Here is a 14,031-nt window from a genome sequence, read left to right on the forward strand (position 1 = left end):
TAACCAACCTGCTCAGCCTGTCGGGGGGGCAATTCAAAATATCCCGTCGCGCTGAAATCTCCTCGCGGTTCGAGGCCTTAACGCTCTGATGATTGCTTGCGCCGTTTTGGCTGCGAGCACGCGTATGTCGCGTATCTTCGGATAGGCGTCATTGGAATTCCATGTGCATGCAAAGGACCACAAACGCTGGCGGTAGCCGCGAGGGGTAGAGTAACGAAATGGCGATCCAGAACGGAAATGCCCACGCAGCTCCAGATCTGGGGCTTCGAGCGCTGGCTCTGTTCCTGCGCTTTCATGGCGTGAACACCGAGCCTGATCAACTCCGCGATCACTGCGGAGAGGATGGGATAGGCATCCGCGCAATGCTGCGTTGTGCGCGCGAATTTGGGGTCAAAGTCCGCGCGACGACGATGGATTGGTCGCGGCTGACGGGCATCCAGCTGCCTGGAATCGCCTCGCTCCGTGACGGCGGATTTTTGCTTCTAGGAAAAATCGAGGATCAGGTTGCGCTTGTGCTGCACCCGACCTCGTCGCATCCGCGACGAATGACGCGCGCGGAATTTGAAGCGATCTGGGATGGCGGTTTGATCTCGCCTGGCTCACCGAGCTTCGCTCATCTCGCACTTCATGCAATTGGCGACATCCGCGCGCGCGGCGTTGAGCTGGGTAGCAGCCTGTTGCGCCGCGCGGGCGACGTGCTGGTCGGGGCCCGCGACGGCCTGGTGCGGATCCGCGATACAATCTCGACGAAGGCGCCCGGCGCCCTGATGTGGGCGCGCTTTGTTGCTCGCGGCGATACTGCCGACGAGGCCGCGGATATCGGATCTCCGGCTGCAGACGTCGGTTTCGAAGACGGCGATGAATCCGGGCTGATTGCGCTCGCGATCTTGCTGCGTTGCCATGGAATCGCTGCCGATCCCGGCCAAATCCACCACCGGGTGGGGGCGACGCGCCTCGGCGTTACCGAAATCCTGCGCTGTGCCAAAGAGTTTGGGCTCAAGGCAAAGGTGCAGAGGACGAACTGGAACAGGCTTGCGGTCACGCCGCTGCCGGGAATTGCGCTGCTGCGCGACGGCAGCTTCCTGATCCTCGGCAAGGTTATCGACGACAAGCTTCTCATTCAGCGCCCGCTGTCTCCGCGCCCCGAATCCATCACCCAGGCGCAACTCGAGGCGATCTGGGACGGCGGCATCATTCTGATGGCCCGGCGTACCAGCCTGACCGATCTCGCGCGGCGTTTCGATATCTCCTGGTTCGTGGGCGCCATGCAGAAGTATCGCCGCCTGCTCGGCGAGGTGCTGGCGGCGTCGTTCTTCCTTCAGATATTCGCCGTTGTCTCACCGCTGTTCTTCCAGGTGGTCATCGACAAGGTGCTCGTGCACCGAAGCATGAGCACGCTCGACGTTCTGGTCATCGGCCTTGTCGTGCTGACGGTGCTCGAGGCCGTTCTCGAGACGCTGCGCGTCTATGTGTTCGCGCATACGACAAACCGTATCGACGTCGAGCTCGGGGCCAGACTGTTCCGTCACCTGATGGCACTGCCGATTGCCTATTTTCAGACCCGCCGCGTCGGCGATTCGGTGGCCCGGGTCCGCGAGCTGGAGAACATCCGCCAGTTCCTGACAAGCTCGGCGCTCACGCTGGTCATCGACCTTCTCTTCACGGTCGTCTTCCTTGTCGTGATGTTCTATTACTCGACGACGTTGACCTGGATCGTGCTCGCGTCCTTCCCGTTCTACATCGGTATCTCCGCGGGAGCCACGCCGCTGTTCCGCGCGCGCCTCGATGAGAAATTCAATCGCGGCTCCGAGAACCAAGCCTTCCTGGTCGAGAGCGTGACCGGCGTTGAGACGCTCAAGGCGATGGCGGTCGAGCCCCAGATGCAGCGCCGCTGGGAGGAGCAACTCGCCGGCTATGTGGCCGCAAGCTTCCGCGTGCTCAGCCTGAACAACACGGCGAGCCAGGCGGTCCAGATGATCAACAAGCTGGTCATCGCTGCGACCCTTTACTTCGGCGCCCGGTTGGTCATCAGCGGCGACCTGACCGTCGGCGAGCTCGTCGCGTTCAACATGCTTGCGGCGCGCGTGAGCACGCCGGTGCTGCGCCTCGCACAGGTCTGGCAGGACTTTCACCAGGCGCGTGTCTCGATCGATCGCCTCGGCGACATCCTGAACACCATTCCAGAGCCGAGCTTCACCCCGGCCCGCGCCGCTCTGCCGCCGATCCGCGGCCACGTGAAGTTCGAGCACGCGACCTTCCGCTACCGCATCGACGGGCCCGAGGTGCTGCATGACGTGTCGTTCAGCGTGGAGCCGGGCCAGGTCATCGGCATCGTGGGCTCGTCTGGCTCAGGCAAGAGCACCATCACCAAGCTGATCCAGCGTCTCTATGTTCCGGAGAGCGGACGCGTCCTGGTCGATGGCGTCGATCTCGCAATGGTCGACCTGAGCTGGCTGCGGCGCCAGATCGGCGTCGTGCTGCAGGAAAATGTGCTTTTCAATTGCACGATTCGCGACAATATCGCATTGGCTGATCCGGCCATGCCGATGGAGCGCGTTATCGAGGCGGCAATGCTGGCCGGTGCACACGACTTCATCCTGGAATTGCCCGAGGGTTACGACACCGTCGTGGGCGAGCGCGGCAGCAGCCTGTCTGGCGGACAGCGCCAGCGTATTGCAATCGCGCGCGCACTGATCACCGATCCGCGCATCCTGATCCTCGACGAGGCGACCAGCGCACTGGATTACGAAAGTGAACGCGCGATCCAGCAGAACATGAGGCGGATTTCCGCCGGAAGGACCGTGTTCGTCATCGCTCATCGGCTGTCGACGGTCCGCAATGCGAGCCGGATCATCACGCTGGAGCATGGCCGCATCGTCGAAGACGGCAGCCACGATGAACTGATCCGCAGCAACGGGCGTTACGCGAACCTTCACTATCTCCAGGCCGGTATTCATGACCTCCGCTAGCCGCAATGTTGTCTCGTTTCCGAGGCGCGAGCCTCGCCGTCGCCAGCACGAAATCGCGTTCTTGCCGGCGGCGCTTGAGATCACTGAAACGCCGCCGTCGCCGGTCGGCCGCGCGATAGGGGCGACCATCATCGCGGCGTTCTGCATCGCGCTGGTATGGGCGACGCTTGGCAGTGTCGACATCGTCGCCACCGCGACCGGCAAGATCGTGCCGGGCGGGCGCACCAAGCTGATCCAGCCGTTCGAGACGGGCGTTGTCCGCGCCATCCAGGTCCGCGACGGCCAGACCGTGAAGGCCGGCGACGTTCTGATCGAACTCGACCCGACGATGACGGAAGCCGATCAGGAGCGCCAAAAAGGCGATCTGCTTGCGGCCGAGCTCGAGGTCGCGCGATTGCAGGCCGCGCTCGCAGCCGATCCGCTCGCCGCCTTCCGTGCTCCGCCCAACGCCAGCCCCGCCGAGATCGAGATGCATCGCCAGTTCTTGATCAGCCAGCGCGCCGAGCAAGATGCCAAGCTTTCCGAAATCGAACGACAGCAAGGTCAGAAGGAGGCGGAGCGGGCAACCACGTCGGCAAGCGTTGCCAAGCTGGAAGCAACAATCCCCGTGCTGCAGGAACGGGTCGATATCCGCAAGGGCCTCGTCGAAAAGGCACTGGCCTCCAAGGTTGTCTACCTCTCCGAATATCAGGACCTGGTTGCCATGCAGCAGGATCTCGTGCTGCAAAAGAGCCGGTTGCGCGAAGCCGACGCGGCGATGGCGCTGCTGAAGGAAACAAGGGACAAGACTGTCGCGGAGTACCGCCGCGCGACCTACGATGCACTTGCAAAGGCCGAGCAGAAGGTTGCGAGCGCGGCGCAGGAGGTGGTCAAGGCGGATCGGCGCACGAAGCTGCAGCGTTTGACCGCGCCTGTCGATGGCGTCGTGCAGCAGCTTGCCGTTCACACGGTGGGCGGCGTGGTGACGCCGGCTCAGGCGCTCGCAGTAGTGGTCCCGAGCGAGAGCCAGCTCGAGATCGAGGCCATGCTCTCCAACCGCGATATCGGATTCGTCCATCCGGGGCAGGCGGCGGAGATCAAGGTCGATACCTTCAACTTCACGCGCTACGGACTGCTTCACGGTGACGTGCTCAGCGTGTCGACGGATGCCATTGCGCGCGACAGGACGCAGGGGTCGAACGACCGCGCGTCAGGCGCCACGCTGAGCAGCAGCGAGCCGAAAGGTCAGGAGCTCGAATATGCCGCGCGCGTTTCACTCGACCGGACTCACATGCAAGTGGAGGACAAGGTCGTCAAGCTCGGTCCGGGCATGGCGGTGACGGTCGAGATCAAGACCGGTACGCGCAGGATCATCAGCTACCTGCTTTCGCCGCTGGCGAGATACAAGCAGGAAGCGCTGCGGGAACGGTAGGAAGCCGTCTTTCTTCGGCGCGCCCTCGGAGCACCGCAACTGGCGCCACGCGGGCCCAAAAGGCGATGTTGGAAAGGCCGGGATCGATCGTATCACGATCCCGGTCGGGCATCAGCGCAGAGGGTGGCGCAGCCCTAAGGCAACAGCTGTTGGGATCGCCGCTGAACGGCTGGCGTAGCGCGCTTTGGCCTGCGGATGATCGAGTCAAGGCCCGATCCGCCGTCCAGCGGATCACTGGATCGGTTGGGCGCCCGCCTGACGTGCGGACACGGCACGAGGCCGCCGCCAACAATCTCGACGCCGGGACGTTCGTCAGCTGCGCCCGTCGCGCACCGGTCCCGCCGTCGATCCGAGGGCGCAACACGGGGCCTATCCCGGAGCCTCTCAACGCATTCTGGTTACTTCGGATTGTGCGCTGTTCAGCTGGCGAATTCAATGTCACTGTTTAGGCATTGCGGTTCAAGGCGAGCGCTGATTGTCGTGACGTAGATCAGCCGGCATACGGAAGGGTTATCACCTTGTGCGGCTTCGTCGGCATATTCGAATTTACGGAATCGTTTGAATCGGCACGCAGCCGCGCGCTGGAGATGGCAAAGACGGTTAGACACCGCGGGCCGGACTGGAGTGGCGTCTATTCCAGCGAACGCGCAATGCTCGCGCACGAACGCCTTTCCATCGTCGATGTTGAGCACGGCGCCCAGCCCCTTCTCGACGTTACCGCGGGTCGGGCGTTGGCTGTGAACGGAGAGATCTACAATCATGTCGCATTGCGCGACGCCCTGAACCGGCCGCACGCCTGGAAAACGAAGTCGGACTGCGAGATTATCCTGTATCTCTATGACGAGTACGGACCAGCCTTGTGCAATATGCTGAGTGGCATTTTTGCGTTCGCTCTCTTCGACGAACGTACCGGCGACTTCTTCGTCGCCCGAGACCACCTCGGAATAGTGCCGCTTTATATTGGATGGAGCGAGGACGGCGCAACATACGTCGCCAGCGAAATGAAAGCTCTCGATCGCGTGTGCGAGACGATTCAGGAGTTTGCGCCGGGACACTACTATAACGGCAAAACCCGCGAATTCGTCAGGTGGTATGATCCGGAATGGGCGCATGCATTGCCAACCAGGAAGGTGGTGTTGCACGAGCTTCGGACTTCGCTCGAAGCCGCAGTCAAGCAGCAGATGATGTGCGATGTGCCTTACGGGGTACTTATTTCTGGTGGGCTCGACTCGTCCCTCATCGCAGCCCTCGCAGCACGGCACCGCTTCAAGCGGATCGAGTCTGGGGAGACCGAGGAGGCCTGGTGGCCAAGATTGCACTCGTTCTCCGTGGGTTTGGAAAATTCACCCGACATGATGTATGCGCGAAAGGTGGCGGCTCACATCGACACCGTCCATCATGAAATTGTTTTCACCGTACAGGACGGACTGGACGCGTTGCCCGATGTCATCCGGCACCTGGAAACCTTCGATGTCACCACCATTCGTGCCGGCACGCCGATGTATTTGATGGCGCGCAAGATCAAGGCGATGGGCATCAAGATGGTGTTGTCTGGCGAAGGCGCTGACGAGGTATTCGGCGGGTATCTCTACTTCCATATGGCGCCATCGGCAGAGGAATTCCACGAGGAGACTGTTCGAAAGCTCTTTGCGCTGAGCAGGTACGATTGCTGTCGCGCGAACAAGGCGACGGCTGCTTGGGGAGTCGAAGCCCGTGTGCCCTTCCTGGACAAGGAATTCCTGGATTACGCAATGTCGATCGACCCTGCCGAAAAAATGTGCCCCGGTGCGAAGATCGAAAAGGGCATATTGCGGGAAGCTTTTGCCGACCTGTTGCCGCAGGAGATCTTGTGGCGTCAAAAGGAACAGTTTTCAGACGGAGTGGGGTACAGCTGGATTGAGTGCTTGCGGAATCACGCCGAGAGCAAAGTCTCGGATCAGATGCTCGCAGAGGCGGGGAGGCGGTTTCCGCTGCAAACGCCGACCTCGAAGGAAGGATACTTCTATCGGACCATATTCGACGGCATTTTCAAGAATCCGACAGCCTGCCTGACTGTCCCCGTCGGTCCCTCGATCGCGTGTTCCTCGCCGACCGCATTTCTCTGGTCTCAGCAGTTTGCGAGTATGGATGATCCGTCTGGAAGGGCCGTGAAAGGCGTGCACATTCAGGCCATTGATACCATGTGAGCAGTTTGCGTGTCCGGTGGTTCGGCAGGCGGCAGCGGCCGATAGCTCAATTTGCATTTGCTGATCCGAATAGCCGCAGCTTCTTTCTTGGGAGGTTCGTCGCGATCGTTCGCAGCGTCCGTTTGGCTTCGCGGAGCTTCGCCTCGATATGGCGTTCCGGACCGTCCCTGCTTATTGCGACCCACTTCATCGCATACTCGCTATTCGCCAGATGTGCCTTGTGCCCGGCGCCACCAGCCAGGAAGTCGTAGCCGCGCTCCCCGCGTGAGATACTCTCCTCGATAGCCAGCACATGGCTCACCAGCCCGGGCTTGAGGCGGCCATCGCTCTCATAGAGAAAGCCGCTTTGGTAGTTCAGGACGCGGCCGTCATGCACGAAATTGTAGACGACCCCGATGGTCTGGCCGCCAACCAACGTCCGCGAGATGCGGACCGCTCCTGTGGGAACTCCGCGCGCGATTAACTCCTCATGGAACGGACGAAAGCCCGGATTGGCGAAAGCCCCCTTGCGTCCCCATCGCGATCGATGAAAGTCGCTCAGTAGATCGAACGCAGCCAGGGCGTCCGTTGTTGTCTCCATGATCCGGAATTCAAGGGGACCTCGTTCGGCATACAGCCTCATTGCACGGCTCACCGCCTGGCGAGTGCTGCGGCCGAGCGTGGCCCGGTAATCCTTCTTCTGCTGACGGGCCTTGGCGTAATCAACCCATAAGGCCGTATCGGCCTGCTTCACCTCGCTGACGAGCCCGGCCCGGCCGGCGGCGCCGCAAGCGGCCAACTCGAGATCTGCATCAATTCCGGAAAGCACCAACTGATCCGCGCGGCGCAAGCGGGAGGTCAGCGCGTCGAGACCTGCCGGAATAATGGTGTCCGGTTGCTCCGCGAGAATACTGTTGCACTCGATGAACAATCGGTCAAAACGGGTATCTCCGGATTCATTGAGCAGCCAACGTGCCCGCGCATGCGGCCCAAGGCTCCAGACTCTCCGCCGGCAGATGATCGCCAACCCAACGATCTTGCCCGACGATCGTGCGACGAGAACGTGCGGTTGCGTGCCATCCGGAATATGCCGCAGCCAAGTGCCGATCCAGAGCCAGGACAAAAAGAACGAGTGAGTGGCCCGAGCTTCAAGCTCCTTCCACGCGGTCTCAAGCCAGGCAACGTTCTCGAGGGCCTCTAGGCTGACATCGGTGACCGCATCGGGCATGCTCATTCCCGTTCAACGCCGGAAGGCTGCAAATGCGCGTTGATGGACGAACAAGGATCGTGCTGCATTGATCGCAAGTAGTGCCATGATGGGTGGTCCGGCCTGGTCACACACGTCCTTGTGGCGGCCTCGCCGTATGGCGTCTCTGACCGTCGCCTCGGCGGAGGCGGATGGCGGAATTATATCTGGAATTCGACCCCTGTGCGGACCCTTACTGATTACCTACGGTGGCTTCACGCGACTTGATTGCCTTTAGCACGACCGCGCTGAGTTGGTGCTGTGATCGGCCCCGGGCTCTCGGCGGGCGCCAGAGCTCCCGCCCGGCGCCTGATGGGGCAATTCCAGGCCGGTTTCCGCCGCTTAATTGGGCATCAGTCCCGGCGAGGACAGCTTTCCGCTTAGGTGCGCACCTGCCTCGGCGTGTCGAGCGAGCCTTATCAACGCCTCCTTGGCGGCGCACGGGGCCAGTCCCGCGGCCTCGTTCCGCAGCTCTCTAGCCCGCTCTGCGAGTCGCGCTTCGAGGGTGTCCCTCAGAACAACGTGTCGGCGTAATTGTCCCATGCGTTTTCCCTCGTCGGGGCCCCACCCGGAACTTTGGATCCCAAGCATTAATCGTGCGTAAAGATTCCCCTGAAGGGGGTGTCTGGGCCGCCAAGACGGCGCGAAGAGGGCGCCAAATAGGACAAATTGCGAATTGCTGGCGAAGGCAACCTTTGTGGAATGGCCCAAGGGGACATCGAGATTCGCTCGGCGACCCGAGCCGGCGGTCATTCCGGGACGGGAAGTTGTCGTTTTCCACCGGTTAGAGCGCCACCCGCGCCTGTGGTGACCTGCGATGTGCGTCGGACGGTCTGGTTCGTCACAGAGAGTGTGTCGATCTCGCAACGTCTCAATAGTTCCGCTGTGCACCTGACGTGTTTGGGCTTCAATGCGTTGCGAATTCATTGTCTAATGACGTCGGACCTTCGGCGGCGATTTTTATTTCCAAGACGTTTATTTTAGATCGGGTCTAAGAGGTCGCTGTCAGCGCCAGCGGCCTCTTCGTTTTGCTTCATTGGATTGCGAGGACCCATCCGATGCCGATACAGGTGTGGGCTATTGCCGCTTCGATCGGCTGGACCGCTGTCGTGGGTACGTTGCTTCTCCACATGATTTTCAGCCCCGGCTAATTTGACGAAGCTGCGATGTGGTGCCGGCCGAGCGATATGGAGCCTCTTCGCCAATCGCGGAATTTCAGCGGTAGCGCCAGGCATATGAGGGCAGGCATGTGGTCGTCGGCGCCGCCGGTTGGCCTCTTCTAATTGTCGCCATGCCAGCTCATTTTTTTCGCCATACTCTCTCATTAACGAATCAAGTCCAGGCGGTCGGGGGCAATCCCGCTGCATCGGAATGTTCGCGGTCGAGGACTGCGATGGCATCCGAAGTTCGTTCGCAGCGCCGAGCGTAGCGAACGCGTACTGTGTCGCGTGCCATCGCGACGTGTGTCAGTGGAATTCCCTTGTAAGCGTCAAAGAGAAGCAATCTCTGCGACCGATGGAGGCCTGAATTGGATACGACCGGGACAATCACATCGTTTTCTTCCGCACCGATGACAAGGTTCAATATCGGTGGTGACAGCTACGGAGTTCAGGATGCGAGCACGAGCTATGCCCTGACCAATCCTGACTCGCAAACCCTGCGCTTCGAAGTGCAGCAGGGCGATAATGCCTGGTACGACAGCTCATCTGTCGATCGCTCCGAGGTTTCAGCTGCCGACAACATTCCCGGCAGCACGCCTATCGCCTTGAATTATCAGTTCATGGTGGAGCCGAATGGCCCTAACGGGTCGTTTGTGAATACGGCAACTGGCTGGTTCATCGTCGGGCAAATGCACAATGATGACAATGCCAGTGGTGTGGGCACCTCGCCGCCGTTCGCGATCCAGCTGGATGGCAATCATCTGCAGGTTGTCGCCAGATATGTCGCCCCTGGTCTCGATCCCAGCAATGGCGCCGGCAACGTGCAGATGCTCACGCTCTGGACCGACCCCAATCCGATTCAGGCGGGCGTGTATAACAACGTTCAGATCCAGGCCGATGTCTCGAACACCGGTGGCGGGTATTTGAAGGTCTCGATCAACGGGACCCAGGTCGTGGATTACAGCGGCCCGTTGGGATATGGGGTCGGCACCAATTGGGAATACGGAATTTATCGGTCGACGGCACCCGAGACCGTTGCCGTCGATTACCGAAACATGACGCTAGTGACGGGGGCGGCGGCCACTGCCTCGTCGTCGTCGCCGCCGACGCTGCCGACCACGCCGACTGACCCGACCACCACGACCACCACGACCACGGTCACCACCCCAACTACGGTCACCAGCCCGACCATCGTCTCGCAGACGGGTACACAGGACACCACTTCGCCGGCGGCCGCGACAGTCGCCCCGGCGGCGACCGCCACAACGACCGACCCGAGTGTCCTGGGCGCCATGGGAGGCGCCATGGGACTCGCCATGGGACTGGCGCCGACATCGCCGTCCAGTTGGTCGCCGCAAGCGGCTGCCCCAGACACAGGAAGTTGGGCAGGGCTGGATTTTTCGCGTTTTGGATTTGACACCAGCACGCTGGCCACCGCCGCGCCGCAGGTGCCCACTTGGTGGGGAGATCAGGGCACGGCCGCCGCGTCTCAGGCAGACAACAGCTTTGCGCTGCTGAACCAGTATCTGGCCGGTAGCTCCGGTGGGGGCGATGGCGGCATGATTGCAGTTGCCATGAGTGGCTCGGCTTGGACGCAGAACCCGGTCCTGACCAAGCCTCAGAGCTAAAGCGCTCCCGGGCCGCGCGGGGTTCGTCCGGGCCAGGCCTGTCCTCGTCAGGCCTGTCCTCGTCAGGCCTGGCCTCCCTGCACGACAGCCTGGGCGAGCAGGCGGTATTCGGTGTGACGGATTCGCATGCAAAATCCGCGCTCATGGCTTTGGAGCCAGGCGTGATCTTCCGCGAACTGCGAGCCGCCGCGATAGTCGGCCGGTCGCACGTTGTCCTGGCAAAGCATTGGTCGTTGATCTTCTCGACGTAGCTCCGGTCATCCGGGAGACCGCTTCGAGTATATTGCGATATCGAGTCCGGCGATCTGATGCTCGACGCAGCTATAGAGAGGCGAGCGTGCTCGCCGAGGGCTGGGAGCACAACGTTTGCCGGCAACTTTTTCGAGCGCCGTCGTGCCGCGTTGTTGGACGTGTTCAGCGCAGATCTTCGATTACCAAAATGAGTACCGCATATTAGGTCCAGCAAAACTTCCCGAAAGCGGTCAAACCTCGCTGTTGACCTTGAGACCTGTGAGCATTGCTGGAGAGCCCTGTGGGTCGGTTGACTATCATCGCGCTTGCGCTCGCCATCGCGGGGCTTCTGAGCGGCGGCATCTATTCGGTGTCGAGTTCGGGCCTCAGCACCGCAATCGTCATCAATCGCTTCACCGGTGCGGCGTGGTCTTGCAGCGTCACTTGCGAACCCATCGAGACACGGCGGAATTCAAAATGACTCACTTTCCCTTGACGCGCTCATGGTTTGCGTCGCCAAACATGCGGGATTGATTTCGCGTTTGCGAAAAAGCTCATTCTTAGCCCGATCAAGAAGCAGGTTATGGCTCGGGCCGATCGTCAGAAGGGCATAGCCGCGCCTGCGGCGGTCGCTGGCTCATTTTGCTACCGGACGGGCACTTCCCGAACACTTTGTTTGCGGCCACTGGCGACCTCCGTAAGGGGCCGGCGACGGCCGGTCAGTCCTTCGACAGGACCGGTGACCGGGTTTCCCCAACCAGGGCCGCTGACCGCGCGCCGCGGCTCGCACGGGACCCGCGGCCTACCAGTCGCTGCAACGCGCCAGGAGGAGGCGGAGACCTACCGAACTCTGGCTGACCCGCTGGTTGGCTCTCGCCGTCTAGCTGCTGCGATAGCCACTCGGATTCTGCGCTTGCCAGCGCCAATGATCTGCACACATTTGGGTGAGCGATCGCTTGGATGTCCAACCCAGCAGATTCTTTGCGAGCGTCGGGTCCGCGTAGCAGGTTGCGACATCACCGACCCTGCGTTGGTCAATCACATACGGAACCGGACGGCCGCTCACGGCCTCAAAGGTTTTGACGACCTCCAGGACACTGCTGCCGTTTCCTGTTCCGAGATTGACGGTCAGAACGCCGGGCTGTTTCAGCTCGCTCAAGGCGCTCAGATGTCCGGATGCAAGATCGACGACATGAATGAAGTCGCGGATGCCGGTGCCATCCGGAGTATCGTAGTCATTTCCCCAAACGTGCAGCTTCTCACGTCGCCCGATGGCCACTTGCGCCACAAGTGGCAACAAGTTGTTGGGTACGCCGAGAGGATCTTCTCCGATAAGTCCGCTTTCGTGCGCGCCAACCGGATTGAAGTAGCGCAGGATGGCGATCCGCCAGTCGCCGTCGGATCCATGGAGATCTCTCAATATCTCTTCGACAAAATACTTGGTGCGGCCGTACGGATTTATGGCTCCTACAGGATGCTTCTCGTCCAGCGGCAGGTACGCGGGCGTGCCGTAAACCGTTGCGGACGAACTGAAGACCAGCGTTTTCACATCGGCGCGCGACATCGCCGACACCAGCCGCATCGTCCCGACGACGTTGTTTTCGTAATACGTCATGGGTTGAGTGCTGGACTCGCCGACCGCCTTGAGCCCGGCGAGGTGAATGACCGCGGTCACGCCGTGCGTGCGCAGGATCTCGTAGATCGCCTCCTCATTGCAGATATCGACATGCCGGAACACGAGCGATCGCCCGCAGATGGTCTGTACTCGATCGAGAGATGCGCGATTGCTGTTGCAGAGATTGTCGACCGCAACGACATCCAGCCCGGAATCGAGCAGGGCGACCGCGATATGGGACCCGATATAGCCGGCACCTCCGGTCAACAGGATCATTCTGATTCCATTCCGCATCTGCGCGGTCAATTCGCACCGCGGGCGAAAATCATTCCGGCAAGCCTTCGCAATGGCCGCAAGTCGTGCGGCCAGCACCGATGGCACTGACCGCCGTGTGTGATGGCACCGCACCCGTCAAGATGGCACAGCTTCCAGCTCGAGATCCGGCCGAGCGTCCCGCTGAGCAACCAGATTAACGGCTATTTTCGCAGTCGGATCGCGCCATCGGCCTTCGAGCCAATATCGTTGCGGACGTGACCGTTTGTGAGAGGCACTTCGAAGTAGTTTACCGTATGGTCGATTGCACCGAGCGGCCCGCGCCGGCCTGTCCTCGCGATTTTAGGAAGCTCTCTCTTCGGTGGGAGGAGGCGCTCGGTTGCGTCGGCGGTCGGGTGCGCCGTCCTGTTGGTTGGCCAGGTTGCGGGTCGATGGTTCAACCCCCAGATCGCCGCCTGTGTTCTGTTTTGAACACGAATCTTGCGAAGGATCGCCTTGATGTGAACCTTCACCGTGGCTTCAGCGATATTGATCTTGCGTGCGATGCACTTGTTGGAATCGCCCTCGATCAGGCACTGGAGAATTGAGATTTCTCGCGGCGAAAGCTGTTGTGCGAGCCTGCTATCGGAGTTTGCGACGGCATCACTATCGTCGACGCGTGCAAAGGCATCGTCCGCATCGCGCCTTTCGACATCGAGAGCCGACGCCAGGAAGTCGGTCGGAAACACTGTCCCGCCCATCATGACCAGCTCGATGGACTTGATGAATGCATCGCAGTTCATCACATCGATGAAATAGCCGGTGGCGCCGGCCCGGAATGCAGCCGTCAAGTCGCTCAGACAATAGTGATCTGTGACAACGGCAACGCGTCCGTCCGCGTGACTGCGCTTGAAACACTCGATTTGCTCGATCGCAGCGCCGAAATCGCCGCCGCTGTGAACAAGCAGGAACAGCGCCGGACAGACCGGAGCATCCCCGACATTCTCTTTGCCAGGCAAATCGCCCACATCGGCTATTGAGGGAAACACTTGAAAATTTTCGGAATTCAGAATTCTAGCGAGACCTTCCTTCCGAAGACTATTTTCACCACCAAGAACAATAGGAAAAGAATATTGTCGTCTCATGGAACTCTCCTGGACGCAAAAAAATACACAATAGGCTCGTCGGTTAACCCGACTCGCTTCTTCATTGGCTTGCCAAGCCAAAACGGCGACGCATTGAAATTGCTTCTTCAGGTTCCGGTCGCTCGACCAAAATCTGGGGCGAAAAAAGCCCTGAGCATGCGTCAAAAGATTGACTAATATTAAATGCTAATCCCCAATATCCCTATATA

Annotated in this window: 7 protein-coding genes; 4 read left to right on the forward strand and 3 right to left on the reverse strand. The window is 60.6% G+C overall.

Annotated features, from left to right (window positions below):
* Positions 1-218: 218 nt before the first annotated feature.
* The 3 genes from JQ507_11620 (at position 219) to asnB (ending at position 6,566) form a co-directional block, all read left to right on the forward strand.
* Positions 219-2,969, forward strand: a complete 2,751-nt coding sequence (locus tag JQ507_11620) for a type I secretion system permease/ATPase (GenBank protein QRI72068.1) — start codon at positions 219-221, stop codon at positions 2,967-2,969.
* Entirely contained in the window at positions 2,956-4,380 is a 1,425-nt protein-coding gene (locus tag JQ507_11625) for an HlyD family type I secretion periplasmic adaptor subunit (GenBank protein ID QRI72069.1), read from the forward strand. The genes JQ507_11620 and JQ507_11625 overlap by 14 nt, the downstream gene beginning before the upstream one ends.
* Positions 4,381-4,898: 518 nt before the next feature.
* Positions 4,899-6,566 (forward strand): asparagine synthase B, encoded by a 1,668-nt coding sequence (gene asnB, locus JQ507_11630; GenBank protein QRI72070.1) that lies wholly within the window; start codon positions 4,899-4,901, stop codon positions 6,564-6,566.
* Between the two features lie 46 nt (positions 6,567-6,612).
* Here the strand turns inward: asnB and JQ507_11635 are convergent, their stop codons facing one another.
* On the reverse strand, positions 6,613-7,779 hold the full coding sequence (locus JQ507_11635; protein QRI72071.1) for a GNAT family N-acetyltransferase: 1,167 nt from the start codon (positions 7,777-7,779) through the stop codon (positions 6,613-6,615).
* Between the two features lie 1,540 nt (positions 7,780-9,319).
* Between JQ507_11635 and JQ507_11640 the strand changes: the two genes are divergently transcribed.
* Positions 9,320-10,579 carry a heparin lyase I family protein gene (locus tag JQ507_11640; protein ID QRI72072.1) on the forward strand — a complete coding sequence of 420 codons (1,260 nt, stop codon included), beginning with the start codon at positions 9,320-9,322 and terminating at the stop codon, positions 10,577-10,579.
* A 1,111-nt stretch (positions 10,580-11,690) separates the two neighbouring features.
* Here the strand turns inward: JQ507_11640 and galE are convergent.
* Positions 11,691-12,701: a UDP-glucose 4-epimerase GalE gene (gene galE / locus JQ507_11645; protein ID QRI72073.1), complete on the reverse strand. Its 1,011-nt coding sequence runs from the start codon at positions 12,699-12,701 to the stop codon at positions 11,691-11,693.
* A gap of 200 nt (positions 12,702-12,901) precedes the next feature.
* On the reverse strand, positions 12,902-13,822 hold the full coding sequence (locus tag JQ507_11650; protein QRI72074.1) for a response regulator transcription factor: 921 nt from the start codon (positions 13,820-13,822) through the stop codon (positions 12,902-12,904).
* Between the last annotated feature and the right edge of the window lie 209 nt (positions 13,823-14,031).

It is taken from the genome of Bradyrhizobium sp. PSBB068, from assembly GCA_016839165.1.
Taxonomy (GTDB): Bacteria; Pseudomonadota; Alphaproteobacteria; order Rhizobiales; family Xanthobacteraceae; genus Bradyrhizobium.

Excerpts from the sequence above, each read along its gene's own strand:
- galE (QRI72073.1), bottom strand. The coding sequence starts at position 12,701 with ATGATCCTGTTGACCGGAGGTGCCGGCTATATCGGGTCCCATATCGCG.
- JQ507_11625 (QRI72069.1), top strand. The coding sequence starts at position 2,956 with ATGACCTCCGCTAGCCGCAATGTTGTCTCGTTTCCGAGGCGCGAGCCT.
- JQ507_11620 (QRI72068.1), top strand. The coding sequence starts at position 219 with ATGGCGATCCAGAACGGAAATGCCCACGCAGCTCCAGATCTGGGGCTT.
- JQ507_11635 (QRI72071.1), bottom strand. The coding sequence starts at position 7,779 with ATGAGCATGCCCGATGCGGTCACCGATGTCAGCCTAGAGGCCCTCGAG.
- JQ507_11650 (QRI72074.1), bottom strand. The coding sequence starts at position 13,822 with ATGAGACGACAATATTCTTTTCCTATTGTTCTTGGTGGTGAAAATAGT.